Raw genomic sequence first — 25,864 nt, 5'->3', positions numbered from 1 at the left:
TTACTAACAATGATAGTAACAATCTATTTAATAGCGCTTCCTACGGGTTTCATAATCATTGTATTTTTTGCACTTTGTTGTTCTATATTCAAGCGGGCTAGGATGTTTTACCAAGTCAGAAAAGAACTGAAACGCGTGCTTAGACATAACACACTTCTGGAGAGGTCATGGAAGGACGAACCAGCGGTTCAGCAAATGTGTAAAGAAGAAGTCATGCTGCAGCACACAGGTGTACAAAAACAGCAAGAAGAGCCTTGTGTAGATTATGATGATGACGAAATTCTTACTATGGAAAGTGCAACAGCACTGTTGAAAAGTCTAGGGTGGTCGGTGGAAATTGAGGGAAAAGGGGATCATTTGGCAACTTATTTTTTACCAGATCGTGAAGTGCAATTTCTTTATAATGATGAGAAAGTGAAGGATTCCCCCCAATTTGATTGTGGAATTGTGGTCACAAGCGTCATTCTTGCTGCTGCTTGCGAAACTCTTCATCCTTATAATTCTAAAAGTTTGCCAGGTTTACAACTGGATTTTAATGCAAAAGGACTGGAAATTTTTCAAGAAAGGGTCTCTGTGGGGCGCTTAAAGCAGGCGCTTGAGAAAGCTTTAGAAAAGGCTATGAAAACTGTTGATCTGCGTGAAAAGATTCACGCTCATTGTGGTACTTCACCTTGGGAAAAGGACACGTTATTTTTGGTAAAGGAGGAATCCAAGTTGGTCTCTTATGATTTGCGGCATCTTTCGGCTCTTGCCTTGCTTGGCGATGTTGAGACCTTGAAATCTTACAGCAAAAGCTTTGCACAAGGCAATCGACTTGGCTTTGAGGAAGGTCTCTTCGATATAAACATCAAAGAAATTCATCTTGAGCGTGCTGTGGTGTTGGCTCAAGAATGTGTAAAGGCAAAGCAGCTCAGTTATGATTTGCTTGAGCGGGTTGCAGTGGATTTGTTTCCTCAAGATACAGTGGAAAGTTATCAGTATTTCAGAAGCAGAGACCCGCAGTTATGCAATAGAAAGAGAGACTCCCATAAAAAATTAGTGGAAGAGAAAAAACAACAATTAAGGAAACAGGGCTTCATTGTTTATGAAGAGGAAATGATGTGCCAAGTTGATGAGGAAAATTATTGCCATGATATTCTTTATATCAAGGATGGTGCGCTAAAGTTTATGGATATAAAAACTGGGGTTTAAAGTAATCAATTGTTGAAAGAAACAAAGAACTCCTTTATATAACATTAACAACAGCCCAAAAAGTTAACGAAAATAAAAAATAAAAAAGGGAAAAATGAAGGGGAAACAATTTCATTGTTTGAAAAAGAAGCGTGTTCTCTTTCGTGCAGAGAATTTGTGATGTTTTTATTGAAAAAATATAAAATGCTATCGCGTAGCTTTTCTATCCTGTTTTGCACATTTCTTACCATGATGGCTTTGGAATTTCCTGTTTGTGCTAAGCCTTTAAGAGAGTTGGTTCAGTGGGAAAGATGGGATGGTGTGGGTTATCTTATCTTTCTTTTACCGGTTTTTATCTGGGTCTCTCTTTTCACATCTTTGTCTATCCTTTGGGCATTCAGTAGTGCTCAAGAGCGTAAGTTGAAAAAAACAAAACAGAAATTAGAAAAAACACCTGAAGCATAAGATAAATTGGTTAGAGGATAGATGCTGAGGCAGTCTGCGTTCTTTCTTGCCATATCGTTTGGGTTTATCTTTCAGTGTCATGGGTATTTGCCATTTTAGGCAATATGATCACCGTGGCGTCTTATTTTCTTTTATCAAGCATTTGAGAGTCTCCTGTAAGGCGACAGGATAATGAAGCAAAGCGGTGCAAAGTTGTGCGCTGTGTTTGCCTGTGTTGTGAGAACAAAAAAGAAAGAACAAGAGAGGGAGAGAAAAGTGGGACACAGAGAAGAGAGACAGAGCCTAGAAAGGGGTTGCTTCTTTTTGAGGGTATCCCTTGATGTTTTGTTAAAGAAACAGTTGTGGCGTTTATTCACTATGCGAAAGTGTGCAATAAGGTAATTCCAGCAACAAATAAAGCAATGAAAGAATGCGCATACACTTGAGCGGTCGTTAAATGCGTTCTCATGCGTTAAGAGAGGAGCAAATGAAGGGGAAGAAGTGGGCAGTTGAGAAAGCGCTGCGCGTTTTTCTGTCTGAACAGGTGTTTTTTTTCAAGAAGAGATGAGATCGTGATCTGTTGCCTCTCTTTTATCATTGAGATGGGCAGAAGGGTTCTTTCTATACCAATTTTGGCAAAGTAGAAAGTAACTGTGGCGCAGGATACTACGCTTTTTTCTGTCTTTGTGCTATTCGAAGTCATCGTGGTGTGTGTGTTATTGCTTTTATACCGGTTCTGTTGCTGCACTACGGACTCTTTTTGCTGTTGTAGAAAAAAATATCGCAAAATTGCAAGAAGTCATTCGGCAGCAAGATGAAACACCTTGTTATCAAAATGATCTGGATAAAAAGGGCGATAGGGAAAAACAAACAATTACCTTATACAGTTATTTACCATGGGGCTTGTGATCGTAACGTTTTTGGTTTCTGTTTTTACCGTACGCATTGTGGCACTTTATTATTCTGGATTCAAGCAGGCGAGAATGTACTTTCAGTTAAGAAAAGAGCGAAAAAGAGTGCCGGACAAGAACCTCATACAGCGTATGAGAAATTATCGAGGAAGAGAGAGTGATCAAGCAGATGGAGGGATAAAAACAAATGAAGGTGATGGAGATAAAGCAGGCAGAGATTCAGTAGAAGGGGATTAAGCAGATGTCTGAGAAGAAAAAGCAAGACGAGCTCTATGAAATTTATGAGGATGATGAAATTCTGACTATGGAAAGCGCAACAGCGCTTTTAAAGAGCTTGGGGTGGTCGATTGAAATTGATGGAAAAGGGGATTATTTGGCCACTATCTTCTTGCCAGATCGCGAAGTGCAATTTCTCATTCATGACGAAGTCAGTAAAAATTGCCTAAAATTTGATTGTGGGCTTTTAATTATGACTGGTATTTTTGCTGCTGCTTGCCAGACTATTAATCCTTATAATTCTCTAGCTTTGCCAGCGGTGCATCTGACGTTTGTGGCTATAAGGACTGGAAATTTTTGAAGAGAGAGTGACAAAGAATCGTTTAAAGCGGGCGCTTGATGAAGCTTTACAGTGGGCGAAGGGGGATTTTGGTCTTCGTGAAATGCTTCGCTCTCAATATAGCGCTCCACCTTTAGAAAAGGATACTATAGCTTGGTCGACAGAGGAAACCATTGGAGCACCTTACGCTTTGCTGCATCTTGGCGCTCTTGCTTTGCTTGGCGATGTTGAGACTTTACGCTCTTATCAAAGGAGTTTTGCAGCAGGAGATCATCTAGGCTTTGATGCAGGTACCGAATCTGCAACTCTTGACGAAAGCCATCTTGAACGTGCTTTGCTGATGGCAGAAGAGGTGACCAAAACAGAGCAGCCCAGTTATGCTGTACTTGAACGGGTTGCAGAGAAATTATCCATGAAAGTGAATCATTATCGGTATTTTAGAGTCAGAGACCCTAACTTGTGCAATGAAAAAAGAGCTTTGCATAGGGAAGGAGTCGAATGGAAAAAACAGCAATTAAAGGAACAAGGAGCCATTGTATGTGATGAGGCAGTGATGTTTAACGCTGGAGGGAGGAAGTACTGTCCCGATATTGTCACTCTTAAGGATGGAAAATTACAGGTTATCGATGTAAGCATTGATTAGTTGAGATCAACACATTTTTGAGAAAAGGGGCGTTGAGAAAGGGATCCCTTTCTACGAGATGAAGGGCTTTTCCAAAATTTTTAAGGAAAATAAAGAATCACAGGCAGATTTTAAAAGAAAAGGGACTCAAAATAACCTCAATCAAGGCCTAAAAAAAAGTCACATAAAATAATCAATACCAAATTCACTGTTCTCTCATCGTTGAAGAAAAGATTTGTGTTTGCTGTTGTTTTGTTTTTGGGAAAAATGATTCTTATCTGTCATACTGTGTAAAATAGGGTTCTTCGCGATGGTGAGGGGAGGACCCTTTATTTTGTCTTAAAAAATCTTGTCTGTGCTTGATTCCCTCTCCTTTCGGATAAGAATAAAGCTGAACCAACTGTTCAGGATAGGGCTCGACCGGTGAGCGTGTGCTTATGAAGTGAGTCGCACAAGTGATCAAGAAACAGGCGATCGGCAGGGGAGCGCTCGGGTGAAACCAATTTTGTGAGGATTGGTGGTGGTTAAGAATCTAAGCTCTCTAGGAGGACAAGAACGTTAAGCGAAAACAAAAATGTTATAGAGCACAAAACAATATCATCGTTGAAAAAAAGAAAAATACAATTAAAGCCCCCATTTTATGGGGGCTGCTCAATATTTATCTGTGTAATACATCAAAATGCGTAGGATTTTTCTTTAAGAACTGCTAGATGCTGTATCTCCCCCTGATCCTGCAAGAAATGCTTGTATGCAAAGCATGAAAAGAGTACGTAAGAATTCACTGAGTTGCGACAAAAGTTCTGTACCTTTTTGGTATAAAGCTTCCGTATCTTCTGTTTGTGTTTCATCATTACTTTGCACTTCTAGTATATTCAATGTATCCGATGTGTTACTTACAGGTTTAAGAAGCTGTGAATCAGTTTCATAAACAGTATAAGAAGCAACAATAGGAGAGGGTTGTTTATTGGCTATACTATCAGATGATTGGATTGCAAGAGCTAAACCACTTGTTACTGCACTTGCTATAAAAAAATATCTGATATTCATAGTTTTTCTCCTAAGTATTTATTTTGAAAATAAATATCAGAACGGATCATATATAAAATCCATTTAAATAACTATAGTAAAAATGCAACAATCACAAAAAAGAATATATTTTGTCTATAATTTGACAAAATCTACCCTTATTTGCCTCAATTAATTCTTTCAGAATCTATTTTAATAAATGTTTTATGAAGTTTGAGGGGTCCATACATATAGTTATAGAGAAATCAATGACAAAGTAGCTGCTGGTAAGCTTCTTTTTTATACCACGACAGAAGGGCTTGTAAGAATGAAGTGCCTATAAAAGCTGAGAATGTCCTATGAAGATTGGGGTGTATCCCGTGAGGGTTGGGATACACTCCTTTGAGGTGGGGTGTATCCCGTGAGGGTTGGGATACACTCCTTTGAGGTGGGGTGTGTCCCGTGAGGGTTGTGGGATACACTCCTTTGAGGGTGGAGTGTATCCCGTGAGGGCTTGGGATGTACTCCTTTGAGGGTGGAGTGCATCCCGTGAGGGCTTGGGATGTACTCCTTTGAGGGTGGAGTGCATCCCGTGAGGGCTTGGGATGTACTCCTCAAGGGTGGGAGTGTGTCCCGTGAGGGCTTGGGATGTACTCCTCAAGGGTGGGAGTGTGTCCCGTGAAGGCTGGGACACACTCCTTAAGGGTGGGAGTGTGTTCCATGGGAAAATAAAGATAGCTAAATGAATTTGTGTTTTTTTTATCCTATATCGACGGGTTGTTGCACTTTCTATGAATATTCATCTTGCATTTTCAATATTTGGAGTGATTGTATGCTAAGATAATTAGCAGGTCAGCATAATAGCAAAAGAAGATAAAAAATCTATAGTGATTGGGATATTATGGTCTTCTTTATGGTCTTTTTTTGATTTTATTTTGTTTACACAAACTTTATAAGGTATGTTTCTATAAAAGGCTTGTGTTTCAAAAATAAACATATTGAAACAGTATACGGCGGATAAATGGCTTAATAACTGTTATCTTATTACCAAATTATACAGTGATATATACTCTTAAACACATCACTTTAATTCAAAGTGTGGTTTATTATCCTGTCTTAAAGGGTTGTAGACACTATGACATTGTTATAAAAAATCTTTTATTCTTTGCAAAATAGAGTTTTGAGAAGAAAAATCAGTATGAAAATCTGTGTATGCATGAAAAATAATAAGAGTTATGCCCATCTCTTTACTGAATGAAGTTTTAAACAGATAAAAATCTTAAAAACTACAAATTTTTATAAGAGCCAAAGTCCTTTCAGGAAGAGTATTTCCCGCGAAGTAGATTGTTTGTGGGGGTGAGTGTTGTTGGTGGTGGGTGTGTCAGTGGAGGATGTTCGTTGATAAAAAACTCTGCTTTCTACAAGGCTAGATGGTATAGGCACACACCCTTTCATCTCTTTTCAAGAAGAAAGATATAATTTTGTGAAAATGAGATCACATGATTCATTGTCGGTGGGAATGGTTTTTTGTGAAGCTTTGCCAATGGCGTAGATGTTTGTGGAGAAAGGACACTGAAGGAAGCTGTTGCTGGTGTGATGGAGATTGGTGGGATGGTGCCGATGAGATGCGCTCCGGTAGAGGAGGTTGCTCATGAAGCCGTTTCCTAATGACGGTGGTGCTCAATGACATAGGCTTGTGGTGTTTCGGACGGTCCTTCCGATTTGTTTTTGTGTTTTGCACTGTTTCATTGGCTGTTTGGTTCGTTGTGTGATGCCTCAATCTGCTGTCCTGTTATGGGAAGTGAGAGATTATTGAGAGTCCCTACGGTTTGCATATCCCCAATGAAATGCTAACAAGTCTAAACAATCTCGTAAATGATCCGCGAGGGAATTTTGTTTGCGTTTTGAGGCGTTTAACTCTTTGATTGCTTGACCGTAACCAACAACCTTTTCTACAAGCGAATAGCCAAGAACACCGAGGTCGACCTTGATTGTTTTTAAATGGTTGGATGCTTCTATTTGACGTTCAATGGGGTGTGTGTAACCTTGGCTGTTCTCAACCTTTTCACGTGCGTAGTCAGGACTCATGTGGAGATCTGCCTGACTTTGACGCCAGTAAACATAAAAGCGTTCTGCTGCTTTATATTGTGCTTTGCTGAGATGCCCTTTTGCGTATAAAAGTGCGATAGGACGGCTTTGTGCATTGGCAATGGCTTTGATGGTGCGCGGGTTACTGGAGCTTTCTGGATGGGTTGGTTGAAAATAAGGATTACTCGTTTCAATAGTAAATTCTTGCGTTTTTAAGTGGCCAATGTGCTGTTTCTCTTTATCTTGGTGGGAGAGAGGGAAAGTTTGTGTCTTGTTTTTTGGGTCCTCTTTATTTTTTCTTGTCTCTTGATCTTTCATATCATTTTTTCTCCTTTAAAAATTGTCGTTTGGTTTTCTGTTTTAAAAAAAATCGGATGTAAATTGGTCTGGGTGTTTGAGGGGGGAAGCTTTGCTGGGTATTTCCTTGAGGACAGGCTTGGGAATGGGGGTGGTTTGCTTTAGTGGCCGTTTGCTTGAATGTCGGTGATTGGGAGCGGTGGCGTTGATGTTCTGGTGATGTGTTGTTCTTGAAGGCGGTGGGGTTTTGTTGCATTGTGGGTGTTGTTTTTGGTTTTTGTTTATGAAGGAGCGGGGAATATGGCTGTTATGTGGGATGTGTTTTTGCCGTGGTTGGCGTTTTTCTGCATTGTGGGCCTTATCTTTGCTTTGATTTACATGGGAATGAGGCGGTTGGGCGTTACATGGTGGAAGTTCTGGATGGGGATGGGGTATACTTTCATGTTTATCGATTTCTTTCGTTTTGTTTATGCGGAAGGGGGACATCTTGGGGTGGACTGGCTTTGGTTTTCGAATGGATGGGTGTTCTCCTGCATGATAGGTATTGTCCTTGGCGCTGTCCTTGTCGTTAGTCACGTGGGAGCGAAGTGCCTTGGGGTTACGTGGGATTTATTCTTGAAGGCATTGGCGTTTTGCTGCTTTGTGGGTGTTGTCCTTTGGCTTGCTTATGGGGAAGTAAGGAGCATTGGTCTTACGGGGATTTTCTTGATAGGGCTGGCTTTGGCTATATTGTTGAAGTTGCTCTTGGGTTACCTTATGCGGGGTTTCCTTATGCGGGAGCGAGGCGATTCGGTCTTGCGGAGGTCGTTGTGGCTTTTAAATGGGTTGGTGTTTTCCTGCATTGTGGGTGCTGTCTTTGCTTTTGCTTATGGGGGAGCGCAGCGTCTTGGGGTGGACTGGCTTTGGTTTTCGAATGGATGGGTGTTTTGCTTGATTTTTGGATTTACCTCTCCTTTTATTTATCATGGAGCAAGGTGTGCTCGTGTGGTAGGGAAAGCGTTCTTCGAGAGGGTGGTGTTTTGGGTTTAGCGTTCAAGATAACGCCTTGGCGTTAATGGGCGTTCAGAGGAACAGCGATAGCGATAGGTTTGTGGATCAAACCAAAGACCGATTTTTCCTTCAAAATCACCTGAACGTTGCTTGGCGATATTCATAATCACACCGGGACGTTTGGCTAACTCCACTTTTTCTTGCTTGAGGGATGCGGCAAAAATTTTATCTTCTAATGAGCGATTGCGCCAAATGGTGATGATGTTAAAGGCATTTGCACCAATTTCTGAGGCGCCTTTAATATCTTCTGTACCGGGGATATCTTTATCCAAACCACCTTTGCGTGCATGGGCAACAAGATGAATGTGTACTGCGTTTAAAACAGCCCAATCAACCATTTTATAAACTGCTTGTTCTTGTCCGGCATAGTCATCTGAAGAGATGCCAAGGCGCATGAGACTGTCGATAATAAATTGATCGCAGCCATAGCGTGCGCGGCAATAGTCGAAGACATCCAGCAATGTGTCTACGCTCGATTTGCCAACATGTTCATAAAGAATCAGCCCATCATCTAAAAAATGAAGTATCCGCTCAATCATCTCTCTTGTGGGGTGTTCTAAGCCTCCCGTTTGTTTTGTTAAACGGCGCAGCGATTGTTCTCCTTTCATTTCCAGTGAGGCTAAACAAAGGCGGCTCTTTTGAGAGATCCAATGGGGAATACAGTCTGATAACAGTTGGCTTTTTCCAGCACCACTTGCGCCGCTCCATAGTGTTAATTCTGCGGGGCGGAAATACAGTTTGCCGTTGAGTTTAGGATAGGGGACCGTGTAACCAAGATGCTGTTCAGGTTCTGGCCAAAACAGCCTTATGACTTGATCTTTATAGTCTGAGGCATGCCGTAATCCTTCTGGTGTAAAGCTTTTCGCTGACAAAAAGGCTGCTTTTATGGTGTCTGCATCAATTCCAGCGGTTAAACAGTCATTCGCATCTTTGCGGGGTAAGTGGACACGGTAGCAGCGGTGACGGCCAAGCCTGCTGGCAATTTCACGTGCTGCTTCTTCACCTGGTTTGTCCATATCGGTGGCTAAAAAAATGGTTTCAAAAGGTTCTAAATGATCAAATTCATTTTCAATCCAGTTGTGTTTGCCCCCGCTTCCCCCTCCAAACGGTACGGAAAGTGCTGGATATCCATAGGCAGCTAAGGAAAGTGCATCAATTTCTCCTTCAGTGATGACAATTGTACGATTTGTCGAAAAAAAAGCGTGTTGTGTGGTAGTGGATGCGTGGTTTGTGGCGGTGGGTGTGTGGTTTGTGGTGGTAGGTGCGTGGTTTGTGGCGGTGGGTGCGTGGTTTGTAGGGCAAAGAGCTTGCCAGCCGAACAAAATCGGTTCGCATTGTGCTGCTGTAGGTTTTGGTTTTGCTCCCGCTTGTGCTCGTCGTTCTTTTACGAGGGCAAGGGTGCCGTCGGGTTTATAAAAGGGAAAGATGATTTTTTCTCCATCTTCTCCTATGCGGTAACGCTTTAAAATCTCAAGGGGGATATGGCGTTCTTTGTGGAGATAGGTTTTTACCAAATTCTGTGGTGTGCTACCTGTGGGAAGGGGGGGGCGCCGATAAGAATGACGAGGGGCCATAAAGGGTTTTGGACGCGTCAGATTGAGAGTGGCACGGGCTTCTTCTAGCGCTTGAGAAAGGCTGATCCCTTTGACTTCACACCATAGGTCTAAAAGATCACCTCCTTTTCCTTCTGCGAAATCATACCAAAGCCCTGCTTTTTCTCCGCTTAAGCATACCGATAAACTTTTTCCCGCTTCACCACGCGTGTTGCCTATAATCCAATCGTTGCCGCGTTTGTGCCCTTGTGGAAGTAGCATTTCTGCTATTGCACCTGCTTGTGCGATAAGCTGCTGTTTTATCTCAAAAATCGTGCTCATGTTAAGATATACGGTAGTTGATAAGCGTGCGGTAGAGAGTTTCGTCGTTGCTGCTTTGTGGTGTGAGAGAGGGATGAGCGGAAAAAGTCGCAAGTTTTTCCTGCTGTTCCTTTATCCGCTCAATTTCTCGGCGAAACCAGTTGCGCCATGTGGCTTGCCAATCGACTTTAAGCGCTTCTTTGCCACTTTTTGCATGCCAATAATCACGAAATTTTTTTTCTTGCCAACGGGCTTGTTCTTCATTCAAACCTTCTGAGATCGCCGCGTTGATATCTGCTTGCCAATCGCTTGGAAGTCGGTGCCCTTTGGGGATTGCGCCTTTGGATATTGTTGTTTCGTCGCTCTTGGTTTTGCTGCGTGTCTTTGGGGTGATTTTTGTGTTTTCTGGTGTGGCGAGAAGGCTCTTAGCTTTCTTGCTAGCGTTTTGTAGGATCTCTCCACTCTCGTTAGCAGCAAAAGGGTTGTCTGCTTTGCTGCTAGAGTGAGCAGGGTTCTTCGTGACATCTCGTTGTGGTGGCGGGAGTGGAGAAGGTTTTGTGGATGGGAGTGGAGAAGAAAGCTGTGTAAATATCTCTCCTCGCGCACACTCCTCCTTTGTTGCAGAAAAAGAAAAAAAGTGCTTTTCTGAAACACCGTTAGGTGTTTCCTTTTCTTCTTCCTTCTGAGCTTCTAAGTTTTGTTTATCATCTCTTGCACTTTCGTTGCGCAGTTGTTGAATCTCAGCATTGATTTCTTTGCGTTTTTTTGCTGAAGAACGCCCCGCAAAGGATTTTTGTTCAAGCAATTTTGCTCGCTCTTGAAACACATTTTCACACCGCTTATTCCATAAACCACCCGCTAAATTTAAAATCTTTCCTTCTTCTATCAGCATTTCTAAAACATTCGTGAAAGTTCGCTTGTCACAACCGCAAAGACGCGCTAAACGTTCTACCGATAACTCTAAAGGACGACCGCGGGCGTACATTTCGTTGAGAAGAATCGTATAGATTCCAATTTCGTGTGCACGCATTCCACGAACTCCCCCTAGAAAATCATTCTGATACCAACAAACATAAGGAAGCCTAGACGATTCATAGCAAGGAGTTTCTTGTTGATTGGCGTATTTCATGTTTCAATCTACTTTCTTCTTTTTTATACATTTCACTTCACAATAAAACCGAGAACAGTATCTTTATGCATGCATTGAAATTTGATTGAAGTTGAGACGCTTGAGTCAAACTGGTTCGGCTTTGTTGCAGTTTGTTTTGTTCGTTGATGGCGCTTTAGGTTGTTTTTTGAAGTTTAATCAATGATTGGACGTGCTTTCAGTGCGTGCAACCTTACAGTTTGAGATTATGTCGATGACAAAGGATAAATAGAACAATATTTCTAAACGTATGGGCTTTCGGGGGGACGCTTTCGAAAGCCCTTTTTGCATTCTTTGAGGTGGTGAATGGTTTTTGTGACTCGAAAATATGCTTTTGCCTCCCCAAAAAAGTAAAATTTGTTTACTTAATTTTATCCTTTTTAGAGGATAAATCAAGTCCATTTTGCAAAAGGACGTGTCTTTCTTTAAAGACGCGCTATATGGTGAAACTATGAATATTGATGGTTGGCGTCAAAGATTGAATGCAGCATTTGAAAAAAGTGGACGGTCAAAGCGATCTATTTCTCTCGCAGCCGGAAAAGGAGCAGGGTACCTCCATTCCATTCTCGCTGAAGGGAAAGAGCCAACAATTGAGTCACTCGCGCGGATTTGTCATGAAATTAATATCAGTATGAATTATATCCTTTATGGGGAAGGTGCCAGTTTTGAAGATAAAGAATTTATAGATCTTATTTCAAAGCTTTCTCCTGAGGAAAGACAGGCGATCTTGACTCTCTTGCGGCGACCAACTGGCGAAGCATCAGAATAAACTCTTTTTGTGTTTCTTTATCAAGAGTGCACCAGTATTTTATCAATTCTAAATCACTCATTTTAGCTCTCCTGTCTGTTTGTGATTGTGTTGATTAAGAACAAATAGAGAACAACACAAAGGCATGGGGTGAATGAAATAGGACAAGGTTTTCTTCATGTGTGCCGTTTGGACGTCGTAAAGACTAAAAATGTATCTTTTATTGAGGATAAAATATTTGACATATCTCCCATAGAGGATATAAGACTAATAGTATATTCAGCCTTGTCAAGACAAAGCTGTGCTTTATCAACTATCGAAAGGGGGGAAATTATGAAAAATATTCCATTCGTTAAAGAGGATGAAATTCTCATTGTTCTTTGTGAAGAAGAAAAGAGTGATGCTTATGAGGGACCACTCGACCAAATCGAAGAAGTGCTCGAGATTATCGAAGAATATGAAACTGTTCACAGACTTTTACGTCTTGATCTTACCACACTTCATGCGGAGGATGTGAGTGAACAACTCGCTGATTTCTACATCGCAAATCATGAAATCGATGAACAAGATACACAAGTCCAGCCATTTATTCTTAATAGTGATGCATACCATGCTTGTTTAGAGGACAAAGTTGCACGCGATTATGAAGATAATCTCTATGGCTCTTATGAAAAGCAACATCGCTTGCGCCCCTGTGATGTCTTGAGCGATTACTGGTGGTGAAAAATCATGGCCAGCTATCTCAAGACTTTTTATCAGGGGATTCCACTTTACTACGCTGGAAATACTAAAACTACCATCAGACTCGAACCACAAAAATACAACGCAGTTCTTTTCATATCGCGAGAGGCTGCAGAGTGTGCCGCGAAAAACTTGTCGGAAGAATATCTTCGAGATGATTTTTGCGTCGTGGAACAGCATGAGTGAGAGGGATTATGAGTCAATAAAGAAAAGGGCACAGTCTTTAAGCGTTTTTTCGTTGGGGTTGTTGGATTCTAGGGGAAAAATGCTTCAGGGCTGTGTCCTTCAGTTATGGGTGAGCGTGGGCTATGTGGGGGGTGCGGTTGTGTGGGGGGGCGGTGCGGCTGTGTGGGCGTGGCTGTTGGGGCTTGTGAGGTTATGGTGTTTTGAGGAGATTGGTTGTGAGGGGGGATGTCTTATAGAGCAAGCCTAAACGGCTTTCCATAAACTGTAAAAAAGGTCAAGGTTGATCAGTGATAAAATATTTCAAAAAATAGGTGCTTTCAAAAGAACAGATGTTTTTAAGGGGAAGAGAAGGTGCTTAAGTAAAAAAGCGCTTCAAAAACAATGTGTTAAAAATGGGGGAGATAAAATATCATGCCAATTATTATCGATTGTATTCAGGGGACAGAACAATGGCAAAAAGCACGCAATGGTTTGATTACGGCTTCTTTGTTTGAAATGGTGATGGCGCAAAAAAAACAAGGGCAAAAAACTTCAAAATATCACGCTGTGATGATGAAACTCGCGGGGGAAAGAATCACGGGAAAAACCGTCGATGAGGGAACAACACTTTCTATGCGACGAGGAACAAAATTAGAACCAAATGCGCGCCAGCTTTATGGAACACTCACGCACACAGAGCCTGAATGTATAGGATTTGTGCTTGCTGATGATCGTAGGAAAGGCTTTTCTCCCGATGCTTTTGTGGGAACAAACGGATTGTTGGAAATCAAAACAAAAAAACCTGAAATCTTGATCCCTCATTTCACACAAAAGAGTTTTCCGCAAGAGCATAAAGCACAATGTCAAGGAGGATTATGGATTGCGCAACGTGAATGGGTGGATTTGATGCTTTATTGGCCTGATATGCCACCTCTGATTAAGCGCGCTTATCGTGACGAAGTTTATATTCGAAAGCTTGAAAGTGAGATTAGCCGTTTTAATGAGGCTTTGGAGATTATGGTACAACAAATTAAGTCTGCTGAGACAGGATTTGGTATCAGAATGGAAAATGTTCTGGAAGAGCGCGTACATCGGGGACGAGGAGCAAGAGCTGGGAGGACGTTGGAGAAGAGTACAGGCGCGAAACTTGGACGGAAAACTGGAATAAGCCGTAGGACAAGAAAGAAAAAACAAGGAGCGGGATAGTATTGAAGATATACAAAAATATCACAACAATAGTATTGCTAAAATGCTAGGAAAGTAAGTATTGTTAGAGCGCTGGGAAAGTAGGTATTTCTAAAATTCTATGAAAGTAGGTATTGATAAAATTCTATAAAAGTAAATATTGATAAAATGCTAGGGAAGTAAATATTAATAAAATGCTAAGAAAGTAGGTATTATTGAAATGTTATAAAAGCAAGTATTGCTAGAGTGCTAAGAAAATACTAGAAAGGTATGGTGGTGGTAAAAATACTGTAATGCTAAAATGTTCTGCGCAATGGTGCTGTGAGATGCAATGGTGCTGCGAGAGAGGATTGAACTCTCGACCTCTCCCTTACCAAGGGAGTGCTCTACCACTGAGCTACCGCAGCCCTTTTCAATCTGTGCGCTGTCTTGTGCCATATTGTCATAAAATAGGCAAGAGAACATTTGTGTATTCTTGAAAGAAAATCCCCCTTGTCTCATGACATACATTTCTTATACAAAAGCTATGAGTTTCTTATACAAAAGCCGTGAAGTTGCTTGAAAAAAAACTCAACACTGCTCAAAAGGTTGCGCAATGACACAGATGCATCAAAAACAAAAACAAGAAGAAATTAATCATAAAGATGAAAAAGCAAAACGACGCCAAGAAAGACTAGCTCAACAATTGCGCCAAAACCTGAAACGCCGAAAAGAGCAAAGTCGAAAAAAAGCACAAACAGAGCTCTGAGAATGTTTCTTATGGCACCTTTGCAACCAAACTTCTCAATGATTCGTTCTAATATTTGAAATTTGTTCTAAGTTTATCGATTTCATTCTGAAATCATAAAGAAAAATAACTTCTCGGGGGTAAAACCTTTGGAAGGGGACACTCAAAGGGGAAAAGGGAAAACACTATGGATTCTATTCAAATTGTTGGCGGGAAAAAACTTAAAGGAACAATTCCTATCTCAGGAGCAAAAAATGCCGCATTGCCTCTTATGATTGCGTCACTACTTACTGAAGAAACTCTTACCTTAGAAAATATTCCGCATCTTGCTGATGTCGAATTGCTCATTCGTATTCTCAATAATCATGGTGTCGGATATGCCGTCGACGGACAAGAAGCCCACAACGATTGTGAGGGTTCAAGAACAATCCATTTTACCGCTCAGAAAATAGCTACAACACGTGCGCCCTACGAATTGGTGAAAAAAATGCGCGCAAGCTTTTGGGTGATCGGACCCCTCATTGCTCGATGCCGAGAAGCATATGTGTCTCTGCCTGGAGGATGCGCTATCGGAACAAGACCTGTCGATTTTATTCTTGAGGGGCTTAAAACTTTAGGAGTGCATATTGCTATCGAAAATGGGTATGTTCGTGCTAAAGCTCCAAGGGGTGGTTTAAAGGGTGCTCACTACCGCTTTCCCAAAGTCACTGTTGGGGGAACACATGTGTTGCTTATGGCAGCGACAATGGCAAAGGGAAAAACTGTCCTCGATAACGCTGCTTGTGAACCAGAAGTTGCAAATCTTATTCGAACCCTCAACGCTATGGGTGCAAAAATACTCGGTGAGGGAACATCTACACTCACTATCGAGGGCGTGAAAAAACTCAATGGGGCTAGAATACGTGTCATTGCGGATCGAATTGAAGCAGGAACTTATGCAATGGCCGTTGCTATGGTGGGGGGGGATGTCTTTCTTAAAAATGCAAATCCTAATCATCTTACCCAAGTGCTTGGTGTGCTCCAAAAAGCTGGACTCGATATTCAAATAGAACCTCAGGGAATTCACGTTAAACGAAATCCACGTCAAACAAAAATAATGCCCGTGGATATCAAAACAGGTCCTTATCCCGCTTTCCCAACCGATCTCCAAGCCCAATTCATGGCGCTCATGACACGGGCTCAAGGTATTTCTCATATCACGGAAACAATTTTCGAAAATCGTTTTATGCATGTTCAGGAACTCAATCGCTTGGGTGCTCAGATAAAGCTCGATGGGCAGACAGCAACTGTCTATGGAACAGAAAATCTACAAGGTGCACCCGTCATGGCTACGGATTTACGCGCTTCTGTCTCTCTTGTTATTGCTGCTCTGGCCGCTAAGGGTGAAACGATCATCAATCGTGTTTATCATCTTGATCGCGGGTTTGAGAAGTTAGAAGAAAAATTAGCCCAATGTGGCGCACTCATTCAACGGGTAACAGCCTGATCCCCTTCGGGGATATTTTTTTAAAGAGCTTTCTGCGAGGGATGTTTTTTGCTGCCCCCTTGAGAGGGGATGTTTGGAATAACTTTTGAGAAGTTTGCTTTTCGCAAGAATTCTTATTTTGTGCAAAAGTTTTTGAAGTGCAGTTGAGAGGACCTCGTTCTTTTAGACTCCCCTTTACGATCTCTTTTTGGGGTGCTTTGACCTTAAGAACTAAGGCTGGTTAGTTCTCGCAATAAACGCGGGGCTGATGTCATGATTTTGGAGTGCGATTATTATTTGAGAGGCGAGGTGCCTCTCATGATCCGTAGCGCTGTAAAACACTATCCTTTAGGGCAGGGAGAGCCAAAAACAAGGAGATTAAAATTTCAAATGTTGAGAACGTTGTTGAATAACATCGATAATTTTATCAGAGATTTCAGAACGCAATCCTTCACCCTTGAGCTCCTCTTTTAATTTTATTGCTTATCATTGATGAAATCAGTCATTCTTTTTATTTGCTTTTTCACAATTTAAAAAATACAAAGACTTCGAAAAAATAGGAAGAGAAGCGTTTTCTGATATGCGGGGGGAAAATCATGAATAAGTCAGACAAAAAACAGATTATATTTTTAATATTACCCTTCATCTTTTCAATCATTGTAGCTTTTCTCGTAAATATAACTATCAATAACATTACAGAAAATGGAACGACGCCCGATGCTTATTGGTTTGTAAGATCAAAACCACTGGATATTTTAATCCTTATTGCACTTTCATGTTCTTCATTCATCTTATTACAAAAAAAGCATAACAGAAAAAATATCACTCTTTCATCCATGATTATTTTTGGTTTGTTTGCAACTTATTATAGTGCAAATGAATACATCAGATTAAGCCCTTATGTTGGGCAAAATAACATGACGTGGAATGATGTTTTCCCATATTTTGATAGGATGGTTTTGGCCGGTGTTCTTATTGGCATTGTTATCTTTGGTTACACGGTGAAACTTTCTTTAGCAAAAGCTTCGTCTCTGAAAATTTCAAAAAATACGATCTTCGGTGGTATGCAATGGATGAGGATGAAACGCCTTGGAGAGATTTTCCCTAGTGATGGTGAGGTCATCATTGGAGAACGTTATAGAGTCGACGAAGATATTGTTAAGGACGTCGCTTTTAATCCACAAGATAAAACAACGTGGGGAAAAGGTGGTCGCCAGCCATTGTTAACATACAAACTTAACTTTGATTCAACGCACATGCTTTTTTTTGCTGGTTCTAGCGGTTATAAAACAACAAGTACGGTTATTCCTACGTGTCTCAAATATTCCGGTCCAATGGTTGTTTTTGACCCGACAAGAGAAATTGCTCCGATCGTAAAAGAAGCACGAAAGAGTATGAACAAAAATGCCGTCTATGTTCTAGACCCTGAGGGGAAATCAACAGCAACTTTTAATCCTTTAGATTGGTTGTTAGATGAAAATATCCCTCTCTATGAAAGGGAAGCTGGTTTAGTTGAAATCGCTAGACTCCTTCTTGCCGAAAACGACAAATCAACTTCAACGGATCAATTATCTACATCTCATGCACATAATTTGTTAACGGGACTACTTGCCCATGTGGTTTTTTCTGATGAGTACACATTAAAGGAAAAAAACTTAAAAACCCTTCACACTATTCTATTAGAGTCAGAACCCTCTGTTATTGAAAGACTACGTCTACTACAGTCTTCATCACCATCACAATTCATCCGTGAAACCCTTGGCGTCTTTACAAACATGGCTGAACAAACTTTCTCAGGTGTCTATGCTACTGCTTCAAAAGATCTACAATGGCTTTCTCTCTCTCACTATGCAGACCTTATCAGTGGGAATGACTTTAAAACTGCCGATATAACAAAGGGAAATATTGATGTTTTTCTAAATATCCCCTCAAAAGTTTTAAAATCTTATCCGGGTATCGGGCGTATCCTTATTGGCTCTTTTCTCAGAGCTATGGAAAACGCTGATGGTAATTATGCAAAAAGAGTACTCTTTGTCTTAGATGAAATTGACCTTTTAGGATATATGAACATCCTAGAGGAAGCGCGTGACCGTGGACGTAAATACGGGATATCCCTTATGCTCTTTTATCAAGCTGTAGGACAACTTGAAAACCATTTTGGTCAAGCAGGCGCTAAGTCATGGTTTGAAAGTTGTGCTTTTGTAAGCTATGCCGCTATCAAAGATACTAAAACAGCAGAAAGTATCTCTAAGGCATGTGGTCAAATGACTATTGAAGTGAAAGATTCAAGCAAACAACTGGGAGCATTCCATAAAAGAGGGTTAGAAAATATCAACACCCAGCATAGACCTCTCATTTATCCACATGAGATAACACGAGAAATGCGAAAAGACGAACAGATCATTCTCGTACAAGGACAGCCCCCTATTCGTTGTGGACGCGCTATCTATTTTAGACGTAAGGATTTAACAACTCTTGCTAATAAAACTAGCTTTGCTTCTAAATAAAACACCTGTTTTGTAGTTAAAATGAATAAATTTCTTGTATTTTGGGATGATATAATGAGAAATAACTGATTTTATAGTACTATTTTTAGAATAGAGTGGCTTGAAAATGGGGGAAGTGATGAACAGCATATCTCTTCAGAAGATAAACACCCAAGAAAAAAATTCAGACACAAAAAGGAGCTTTACATCAACTATAATGCGGGGTGTGTTCAATATAATCCGTGGAATATTGGCTGCAATATTTAAAAAGTTGATTTACGCGCTCTCCCTTATTCTATTGTTCATTCGTAAACCAGTTCAGATCTTCTTAAACTTCTTTGCTGGTGGGATAGCTTTATTTCTATTCTTTCTTTTTTTGGAGACACGGCGGGAGCAGCACCCTATGAACATCAAACATCAAACATCAAACATCAAACATCATGGAGCATAAGATGTCATTGTTTAACATTCTGAACGGAACCCCTATATGGGTTTGGATTTTGCTTATTTTTCTTATTGCGAGGGGAATAATCGCATTGAAAGATAGGGAAATAAAGGTTAACCGCCTTTTTCTCTTGCCGTTAGTTTTTCTTTTTTTGGGCGCAAGCGATGTGATTAACCAGCTGGCGTTCTGGGGCTGGGGAGCAATCGCAATGTTGGCAGGGCTGATGATCGGCTTTGGCGTTGGCTGGTTGCTCTGGCGTGCTACTCCGCGTTTAAAAATCAAAGAGGGAACGGATTTCATTATTCGGCCTGGTACGCCGTTGACGCTGACATTTATTCTTATCGCTTTTGTCATCAAATTCACATTGATTGTTTTTCTCAAGGTTCAACCTGATTTGAAATATGCATTTGATTTTAACCTTCTTTTTGGTCTTTTAAGTGGGTTCACTGATGGTGTGCTTTGGGGCGGCACATTAAATTTATATATAGCATTTCGAAAGAATCCAAATTAGTCCCTATACCATTAGCTGTGGGTGTTTCCCATCAGAACTATCTCAATAGAAGCTTATTCCTAACAACAACGCTGCATACAAATGCAGCGTTGTCTCATAGTTTTAGATTTTTTTGTCCCAGCGTGTGTGAATACGTGACGGAAATGATATATCTGACTATGCTCCCTTGGGGGCAGAGCGATCCTAAAGGTTTAGAGTGCTATGAGTTTAAGCTAGCTGGACTTTGAGCAGATGGTTTATCGCTCATGGGAAATCATTTTGTTTTACGATTCAAAAAGAGGATAGTGATGATCTCATTGGCGTAGGTGGGCAAGAAAACTCTTCGCTTGGCAATGCTTCAACAGTTTGTAGAACTATGTTGTGGAACCCATACGCAAAGCGGTTGCTATGATGGCATGATGCTTTTGTCAAGCATTATGATATGGGTAGGAATCCATTATGATATGGGTAGAGCCGGTGTGTTTAAGGATGCAACTGCGGTTACTGTACGGCCCAGTAGCATTACGTCTGAGTATTTAGGAGCGGCAGACTCTGTACAGGCTAGGCGTACAATATGTGAAGCACGCTTGCGGGAATCGGTGTGCCATTATTGCGTTGTGCATGCAACCCTCTAGCTAGGACTTCATTGGGTAGGCTGTTTTTTGAAGCTGCTTGTAATTATCGGTGTGTTTTTAAAGAGAACGTTAGCACCGATGTATCGCTTGCTGTGAGGTAAAAAAAAATTTGTTTTAGGCGAGAAGGGAAATATTGAGAATGTCTCAAATGTTTAATTCTTATTGCCAATTTCCTGAAATTGCCTTATGAATAAACCTTGTAGTTTTGGTCGTATACGCGACGATCATTAGGGTCTGAAAGCCCTAAAGTTCAGTACATAAAATTAACCTACTCTGTAGGTATCCCGGAATTCCGGGAGTTTTTGCTATGTCCAGGTGCGATGAGCACTAAAAGCAAAAAAAGCTGACTGAACTCAGTACTTTCAGACTCCCGGAATACTCATGCGAGGGCGCTCGCACCCAGTGGGGGGGACCTGAAAGTGAAAGCCAAAAATCCACATTTTAACGACATTTCTATCGGCAGGAAAATTCGTTTTAGGCGAGAAGAGAAATATTGAGAACGTCTCAAATGGTTTAATTTTTATTGCCAATCTCCTGAAATTGCCTTATGAATAAACCTTGTGATTTTGATCGTATACGCGACGATCAATAGGGGATTAAAAGCCCGAAAGTCCGAGCATAAAAATGAACCTACTTTGTAGGTATCCCGGAATTCCGGGAGTTTTTGCTATGTCCAGGTGCTCTCAGCACTAAAAGCAAAAAGCTGACTCGGATTCAGTGCTTTTAACTCCCGGAATACTCATGCGAGGGCGCTCGCACCCAGTGGGGGGGACCTGAAAGTGAAAGCCAAAAATCCACATTTTAACGACATTTCTATCGGCAGGAAAATTCGTTTTAGGCGAGAAATGTTGAAAATGTCTCAAAAACAATTAGGTCACCATTTAAGCGTGACCTTCCAACAAATCCAAAAGTACGAAAAAGGAACAAATCGTGTAGGGGCAGGGCGCCTAAAAGAAATTGCTGATATACTGGATGTTCCACTTACCTTTTTTTATTCCGATCTCTTAACAAAAGAAAATGCCTCATACCCCCCATACCCTTGTGATGAGGGAGTATCGTGCAAAGAGGAATACTTGCTCCTGAAAAATTTTAGAGTGCTTAAACCTCAAAAAAAGAAGGCGATTTTGTGCTTAATTTCTCATGAGAATGAAAAATTTTAAATATTCTCTTGCTAAAATATAAATTATCCTATAGGTTCTTTTTGAGGGAAGGGGTTGTTAACATTTCCCCCCGCAGAAATATCCCAATATGGCCACCTTCTCTTCATTTTAAAAATCATAGAAAATTTCATCTTTCATCCTTTTCTTAAAGGATGGCTCATTTGTGTTGGGCGAATTTGTCGGAAATTTTTATATTTTTAAATTGTCTTAAAAGCTATGGTTTTGAGCTGCTGTGATAAAAATTCCATAAAACCAACGGAATCCTTTTCAGCTTGAAGATCATTTTGAAAATGAAAGACCAAATAAGAAAGCTGATAAACGCACAGTTTTTTTTCATTAAAACGCTTGCCCTATATCCACATAAGAACCAATATGAGGATCACCTTCCCCCCGCTTAAGAGGGAAAGCTAAATCCATGCGTAAAGGACCAAGACCTGTGATATAGCGACCTCCAATGCCGGCTCCCCATGTTATTTTTGAGAAAAAGAAGGGCAGATGAGGGAATGTTTTGGCCAAAGGTTTCGGATTCATTTGAAGAAAGGGTGTAGCATTTGAGAGCGGAGAGATTTTTCTCAATACTCCTTTTATTACCATTATAGTTCTTATGAGGGATTATTCTTTTACATGCTTTTTGGGAATCTTTGTAATGAGGTTTTTGGGGTGAAGCCTTCTTCAGGGTGAAGTTTGGGGGCGCGAAGTTCTTTGAGAAAAAAGTTGGGAGGCTTGAAGGATTGTCTTGCCAAAAAGATTACTAAAAAGGGAACATTGGAGAGCGGCAGCAAAGAAGCCGCTAAAAAAGACTACCAAAAATCTGGAACTTCAGGCTTTAAATGAGGACCAATGCGTACCGCCGAGACCTTTTCTGCTAAACCTGTGCGATCAGAAATTTCAACCGCTAGACCACAAAGCGTTGCAGGACCACATGCTGGTTCAAAACGGTCTTGCTTCGTTTTATAAAGAAAACGGTGTAAAGGCTCTTCTTTATCCATGCCAAGCGATGAATTATAATCTCCACACATTCCCGCATCCGATAAATAAGCACTGCCATACTCTAATATTTGTGCGTCAGCCGTGGGAATGTGGGTATGCGTTCCTACAATCACACTCACACGGCCATCAAGAAAATGTCCAAGACATTGCTTCTCGCTCGTCGTTTCTGCGTGAAAGTCAAAAATAATCGCATCTGCCTGTTCCATCAAAGAGCAAGCGTACAGAATCTTTTCAGCCGTTTCAAATGGATCATCTACCTTGCACGGCATAAAAGCATTCCCCAAAAGATTGGCAACAAGAACACGCGCTCCATTCTTTGCGGTAAAAATACCAGAGCCCTTTCCCGGAGTGTCTTGAGGAAAATTGGCTGGACGTAAAAAACGGTCGCTTTCATGGGCATAGCGCAATGTTTCTTGGCATGAAAAAGCGTGATTACCCGTTGTCACAACATCAACACCTACCATGAGAAGGTCTTGATAAGTTTCTTGCGTGATGCCAAAACCATGAGACGCATTTTCACCATTCACCACAACAAAATCAAGTTGCCATTCTTCAATAAGCCATGGAAGCCGTTCAAAAACAGCTTTACAGCCCGTTGCTCCAACAATGTCACCTAAAAATAAAAAACGCATAGGCGTTTTAATCATACTTTAGCGTTTTAAGAAACCTTTTTCTGTAAAAATTCCCTGCACGACCAGATCATGTTCTGCATGGGGAATGGATTCAACTTCCTGACATGAAAAGCCTAAGCCCAATAAACGTGCTTGATGACCTTGTTTTTCAAGAGCTTCAACTGCACGATCATAATATCCCCCCCCATAGCCAAGGCGGTGACATTGATTGTCAAACGCGGAAAGGGGAACAATAATCACATTCGGTACAACATGAGCATTTTCTACTCCAGGACCCCATGTGCCAAAGCGCATTGGCTCTAACGCTGTGCCCTGTGAATAGGCACGAAAAACCATGGTGGTGGAATCAAGCACTGCTGGTAGTGCTAAACTTCCACCGCGTAACGCTATTGCATCACATAAAGGACGTGGATCCATTTCCGATTTGATTGGCCAATAGCCTGCTAAAATCATGCGCGAAAAATCTTCTCCCTTTTCTTCAAGGGTTTTTATCAGGTGGGAACAGGCGCGCTGCGAAAAGGCAGCACGTTCTTGTGCTGAAAGAGCATCACGACGGGTTAGTCCGCTCTTGCGCAGTTGTGCGCGAAGCGATGAAGTAGATTGTGGAGGCTTTGTGCTTTGTACCATTGTTTCGTCAATCATGATGTATATTGCTGCCCTTCTATCAATTGCTTACCCTTCTATCAATCGGCTGTAGTGTAATAAAATAAAACCCGCAATAAAAAGAACTTGAAAGAATAGCACCTACGATTGTTTTGACAAGCGCATGCACCTTGGCACCGCGATTGTCATGACTTATAAAAACAATACCTTTTTTAAATGACTCCTCTTTAAGTGACTCCTCAATGGCGTATAAAGAGAGGCACGCTTTTTCTCATCATTTTTTACGGTATGAAAGTATTCCAATTTACCAAACTTACTCTTAAATTGAAGCTGAATGATTTTAATAAACTCATATTATTTTATAAACTCAATAGATAATCTTAAGGCTACAAACAAAGGCACTTCTTTTGCATATTAAGCAAGTTTTGTAACTTATCTTGTTATCTTCATAGAAGTAAACAGCCTCTATGGACGGGGTGAGGTGCACTGTCTTCACAGTGAGTGCTTTACAAGTGCTTTTATAATACGCACCCCACCTAAAATATAGAAGTGCGTTTTATTAAATAATCCACGCGCATATAATTAAAGAGAGAAACAATTAAGCTTGCACCAATCATACCAAGCCAGTAGCCAATAAAACCATATCCCAAAAAATGCGCCATGAGCATCCCCCCAAAGAGGCCTACTCCCCAATAGCTTATTGCGACAACAATTGTTGACCAAAACGTATCAAGCAATCCCACAAGTATGCCATTGAGCATAGCTCCTAAAGTGCCAAAAGCAAAAGACAATAAGACGAGTGGAAACAATTCCCAAGAGAAAACAACAACGCTGTCTTCAGAAATATCAAAGATGGTTGTAAGGATAAATCCATAAGAGAGATAAACAACTCCTGATAAAAGCAAGACATAAGCTACAGCAAAAACTGTGACACTCATACGCAACTGTTTTAGAGCTATATTATTTCTATCTGCTCTATACCACGCTGCTATTGTCGTGGCTGCGCTGGAAATCCCTAAAGTTACCACAGAAATAAGCATATCGAGACGCATCCCAATCGTATGCGCGGCTAAAGCTTCGACCCCATAAGCCGTAATCATGAATGCAATGATAGAAGGAAAGCCCTCCGCAATAAGAATACGTATACCAATGGGGAGCCCTACGCGCAGCAATTGTATTATGCGTGAAATCTCTAACTTTGGTCTCAAATAATTAAGGTGAAAGGAATGAAAAGCAGAATTGCGCGCCAGAATTATTGCCACTGCCATCACAATCAAAATACGGATCAAACTGCTTGCAATTCCAGCACAAAAGACACCTAATCCGCTTGCAGGACCTATACCAAAAATAAGCGGCCAAGAGAGAAGAAAATTTATAGGAATAGCCGCAAGCATAACCCAAGTTAAGGGCTTTGGATTACCAATTGCTGACAGTAATCCGCGGCTATTCACATAAAGATAAAAAAACACCACCCCTAGAGCAGCGCCATTATTATATTCCTGTGCTCTATTGGCAATTGCCCCATCTTGGCCTAGAAAACACAAAATATTCCTCGTATTGAGTAAAAGGATTGCACTCATCATTCCAATCAAAAGGGAAAGCCATATTCCTTGATCAAACCATGCCTTCAATGTATATCTATCTTGTCTGCGAAAGCTTTGTGCAAGTTTTGGGGCAACCGCGGTAAGTATACCTAGCCCTAACAACATAACAAAACTCAACATACTCAGAGCCAACATTGTACCACTCAAGGCTTGAACGCTTAAATGCGCCACAAGCGCTGCATCTGTGAAGGAAATCATCATCTGAGAGATAAATCCAACAGCCAGCAGCATGCCAAGAGAGAGCAATTGCTTCATCACAACAAACATGGTGAAATACCCTTCCATATTGAAGGGTATATTAAGCTTGGATCTTTTAAACAAAACACATTGATTTTTTCCGTGATTTTTTCCGTAAAGTCTTTCCATCGCAAATCTTTCGTAAAAGATGCATCATGAGAACTCATTAAGCGAAGAGGAGATGCCCAGTTCTTAAAGAAGAAGCGCAATGCACCTTTATTCATTTTTTTGGCTTCATGCCATGCGTTTTTTGTAGAGCATTATGCCCCAAGCAGCTACAGTCGTTTATAAAATATCCTTAGCAAACGTTTGTTCGTTTTGCTCTTCTATTTTCAATAAAATTTTCTGGAAGATTTTTTGGTACAAGACTTAATACGCGTTCTCTTCATTGTCAAAGGCGCATTGGGT

General features: G+C 41.0%; 25 protein-coding genes, 1 tRNA gene and 1 pseudogene. 18 read left to right on the top strand and 9 right to left on the bottom strand.

What is annotated here, in order from left to right:
- The first annotated feature begins 213 nt into the window (after positions 1 to 213).
- From J7R13_RS00365 to J7R13_RS00340, 6 genes are all read left to right on the top strand, one after another.
- Positions 214 to 1,191 carry a DUF6990 domain-containing protein gene (locus J7R13_RS00365; protein WP_246786244.1) on the top strand — a complete coding sequence of 326 codons (978 nt, stop codon included), beginning with the start codon at positions 214 to 216 and terminating at the stop codon, positions 1,189 to 1,191.
- Positions 1,192 to 1,350: 159 nt separating this feature from the next.
- Entirely contained in the window at positions 1,351 to 1,635 is a 285-nt protein-coding gene (locus J7R13_RS00360; RefSeq protein ID WP_246786243.1) for a hypothetical protein, read from the top strand.
- A gap of 690 nt (positions 1,636 to 2,325) precedes the next feature.
- Positions 2,326 to 2,523, top strand: coding sequence for a hypothetical protein (locus J7R13_RS00355; RefSeq protein WP_208436967.1), 198 nt, complete (start codon positions 2,326 to 2,328; stop codon positions 2,521 to 2,523).
- Positions 2,520 to 2,762: a hypothetical protein gene (locus J7R13_RS00350; RefSeq protein ID WP_208436966.1), complete on the top strand. Its 243-nt coding sequence runs from the start codon at positions 2,520 to 2,522 to the stop codon at positions 2,760 to 2,762. The genes J7R13_RS00355 and J7R13_RS00350 overlap by 4 nt, the downstream gene beginning before the upstream one ends.
- 4 nt (positions 2,763 to 2,766) lie before the next feature.
- The gene (locus J7R13_RS00345; protein WP_208436965.1) at positions 2,767 to 3,102 is read left to right on the top strand and encodes a hypothetical protein; all 336 of its coding nucleotides are present in this window, start codon (positions 2,767 to 2,769) and stop codon (positions 3,100 to 3,102) included.
- Between the two features lie 7 nt (positions 3,103 to 3,109).
- Positions 3,110 to 3,724 carry a DUF6990 domain-containing protein gene (locus tag J7R13_RS00340; RefSeq protein ID WP_246786242.1) on the top strand — a complete coding sequence of 205 codons (615 nt, stop codon included), beginning with the start codon at positions 3,110 to 3,112 and terminating at the stop codon, positions 3,722 to 3,724.
- A 675-nt stretch (positions 3,725 to 4,399) separates the two neighbouring features.
- On the opposite strand, the gene J7R13_RS00335 is transcribed toward J7R13_RS00340, so the two are convergent.
- Together J7R13_RS00335 and J7R13_RS00330 are read right to left on the bottom strand one after the other, a co-directional pair.
- Positions 4,400 to 4,750, bottom strand: coding sequence for a hypothetical protein (locus J7R13_RS00335; protein WP_208436964.1), 351 nt, complete (start codon positions 4,748 to 4,750; stop codon positions 4,400 to 4,402).
- A 1,767-nt stretch (positions 4,751 to 6,517) separates the two neighbouring features.
- Positions 6,518 to 7,114 carry a hypothetical protein gene (locus J7R13_RS00330; RefSeq protein WP_208436963.1) on the bottom strand — a complete coding sequence of 199 codons (597 nt, stop codon included), beginning with the start codon at positions 7,112 to 7,114 and terminating at the stop codon, positions 6,518 to 6,520.
- 279 nt (positions 7,115 to 7,393) lie between these two features.
- Here J7R13_RS00330 and J7R13_RS00325 point away from each other — a divergent pair, with 279 nt between their 5' ends.
- Positions 7,394 to 8,122 (top strand): hypothetical protein, encoded by a 729-nt coding sequence (locus J7R13_RS00325; protein ID WP_208436962.1) that lies wholly within the window; start codon positions 7,394 to 7,396, stop codon positions 8,120 to 8,122.
- Here J7R13_RS00325 and J7R13_RS00320 read toward each other — a convergent pair.
- Together J7R13_RS00320 and J7R13_RS00315 are read right to left on the bottom strand one after the other, a co-directional pair.
- The gene (locus J7R13_RS00320; protein WP_208437264.1) at positions 8,119 to 10,017 is read right to left on the bottom strand and encodes a toprim domain-containing protein; all 1,899 of its coding nucleotides are present in this window, start codon (positions 10,015 to 10,017) and stop codon (positions 8,119 to 8,121) included. The two genes, J7R13_RS00325 and J7R13_RS00320, sit on opposite strands and share 4 nt — an antisense overlap.
- A 1-nt stretch (position 10,018) precedes the next feature.
- Positions 10,019 to 11,125 carry a YdaU family protein gene (locus J7R13_RS00315; protein WP_208436961.1) on the bottom strand — a complete coding sequence of 369 codons (1,107 nt, stop codon included), beginning with the start codon at positions 11,123 to 11,125 and terminating at the stop codon, positions 10,019 to 10,021.
- A 469-nt stretch (positions 11,126 to 11,594) separates the two neighbouring features.
- On the opposite strand from J7R13_RS00315, the gene J7R13_RS00310 reads away from it, so the two are divergent.
- The 5 genes from J7R13_RS00310 (at position 11,595) to J7R13_RS00290 (ending at position 14,003) form a co-directional block, all read left to right on the top strand.
- A complete protein-coding gene (locus J7R13_RS00310; RefSeq protein ID WP_208436960.1) occupies positions 11,595 to 11,912 on the top strand; it encodes a helix-turn-helix domain-containing protein in 318 nt (105 codons plus the stop codon).
- Between the two features lie 312 nt (positions 11,913 to 12,224).
- Positions 12,225 to 12,614 (top strand): hypothetical protein, encoded by a 390-nt coding sequence (locus tag J7R13_RS00305; protein WP_208436959.1) that lies wholly within the window; start codon positions 12,225 to 12,227, stop codon positions 12,612 to 12,614.
- 6 nt (positions 12,615 to 12,620) lie between these two features.
- Entirely contained in the window at positions 12,621 to 12,818 is a 198-nt protein-coding gene (locus tag J7R13_RS00300) for a hypothetical protein (RefSeq protein WP_208436958.1), read from the top strand.
- Positions 12,811 to 13,065 carry a hypothetical protein gene (locus J7R13_RS00295; RefSeq protein WP_208436957.1) on the top strand — a complete coding sequence of 85 codons (255 nt, stop codon included), beginning with the start codon at positions 12,811 to 12,813 and terminating at the stop codon, positions 13,063 to 13,065. The genes J7R13_RS00300 and J7R13_RS00295 overlap by 8 nt, the downstream gene beginning before the upstream one ends.
- 164 nt (positions 13,066 to 13,229) lie before the next feature.
- Positions 13,230 to 14,003, top strand: a complete 774-nt coding sequence (locus tag J7R13_RS00290; protein WP_208436956.1) for a lambda exonuclease family protein — start codon at positions 13,230 to 13,232, stop codon at positions 14,001 to 14,003.
- Positions 14,004 to 14,314: 311 nt separating this feature from the next.
- Here J7R13_RS00290 and J7R13_RS00285 read toward each other — a convergent pair.
- A tRNA-Thr gene (locus J7R13_RS00285) sits at positions 14,315 to 14,389 on the bottom strand.
- A 188-nt stretch (positions 14,390 to 14,577) separates the two neighbouring features.
- On the opposite strand from J7R13_RS00285, the gene J7R13_RS00280 reads away from it, so the two are divergent.
- The 6 genes from J7R13_RS00280 to J7R13_RS00255 all read left to right on the top strand — a co-directional run bounded on the left by J7R13_RS00280 (position 14,578) and on the right by J7R13_RS00255 (position 21,390).
- Positions 14,578 to 14,730 carry a hypothetical protein gene (locus J7R13_RS00280; RefSeq protein WP_208436955.1) on the top strand — a complete coding sequence of 51 codons (153 nt, stop codon included), beginning with the start codon at positions 14,578 to 14,580 and terminating at the stop codon, positions 14,728 to 14,730.
- Between the two features lie 166 nt (positions 14,731 to 14,896).
- Positions 14,897 to 16,195, top strand: a complete 1,299-nt coding sequence (murA, locus tag J7R13_RS00275) for a UDP-N-acetylglucosamine 1-carboxyvinyltransferase (protein WP_208436954.1) — start codon at positions 14,897 to 14,899, stop codon at positions 16,193 to 16,195.
- Between the two features lie 575 nt (positions 16,196 to 16,770).
- Positions 16,771 to 18,681, top strand: a complete 1,911-nt coding sequence (traG, locus tag J7R13_RS00270) for a Ti-type conjugative transfer system protein TraG (protein ID WP_246786241.1) — start codon at positions 16,771 to 16,773, stop codon at positions 18,679 to 18,681.
- 419 nt (positions 18,682 to 19,100) lie between these two features.
- On the top strand, positions 19,101 to 19,616 hold the full coding sequence (locus J7R13_RS00265) for a DUF6622 family protein (protein ID WP_343212161.1): 516 nt from the start codon (positions 19,101 to 19,103) through the stop codon (positions 19,614 to 19,616).
- 305 nt (positions 19,617 to 19,921) lie between these two features.
- On the top strand, positions 19,922 to 20,230 hold the full coding sequence (locus J7R13_RS00260; RefSeq protein ID WP_208436952.1) for a hypothetical protein: 309 nt from the start codon (positions 19,922 to 19,924) through the stop codon (positions 20,228 to 20,230).
- A gap of 779 nt (positions 20,231 to 21,009) precedes the next feature.
- Positions 21,010 to 21,390, top strand: a complete 381-nt coding sequence (locus J7R13_RS00255) for a helix-turn-helix domain-containing protein (protein ID WP_246786239.1) — start codon at positions 21,010 to 21,012, stop codon at positions 21,388 to 21,390.
- Between the two features lie 336 nt (positions 21,391 to 21,726).
- Here the strand turns inward: J7R13_RS00255 and J7R13_RS00250 are convergent.
- The 4 genes and pseudogenes from J7R13_RS00250 to J7R13_RS00235 all read right to left on the bottom strand — a co-directional run.
- Positions 21,727 to 21,876: pseudogene (locus J7R13_RS00250) on the bottom strand (BamA/TamA family outer membrane protein); the annotation flags it as partial.
- Positions 21,877 to 22,190: 314 nt separating this feature from the next.
- Positions 22,191 to 23,027 carry a TIGR00282 family metallophosphoesterase gene (locus tag J7R13_RS00245; RefSeq protein ID WP_246786237.1) on the bottom strand — a complete coding sequence of 279 codons (837 nt, stop codon included), beginning with the start codon at positions 23,025 to 23,027 and terminating at the stop codon, positions 22,191 to 22,193.
- A 3-nt stretch (positions 23,028 to 23,030) separates the two neighbouring features.
- Positions 23,031 to 23,639, bottom strand: coding sequence for a 5-formyltetrahydrofolate cyclo-ligase (locus J7R13_RS00240; protein WP_208437261.1), 609 nt, complete (start codon positions 23,637 to 23,639; stop codon positions 23,031 to 23,033).
- 512 nt (positions 23,640 to 24,151) lie between these two features.
- Positions 24,152 to 25,486: an MATE family efflux transporter gene (locus J7R13_RS00235; RefSeq protein ID WP_208436951.1), complete on the bottom strand. Its 1,335-nt coding sequence runs from the start codon at positions 25,484 to 25,486 to the stop codon at positions 24,152 to 24,154.
- Positions 25,487 to 25,864: the final 378 nt, after the last annotated feature.

Source organism: Bartonella taylorii 8TBB (assembly GCF_902825155.1).
Taxonomy (GTDB): Bacteria; Pseudomonadota; Alphaproteobacteria; order Rhizobiales; family Rhizobiaceae; genus Bartonella; species Bartonella taylorii_A.
Note: the sequence above shows the minus strand (reverse complement) of the source record. Positions and strands in the feature narration are given on the sequence as shown.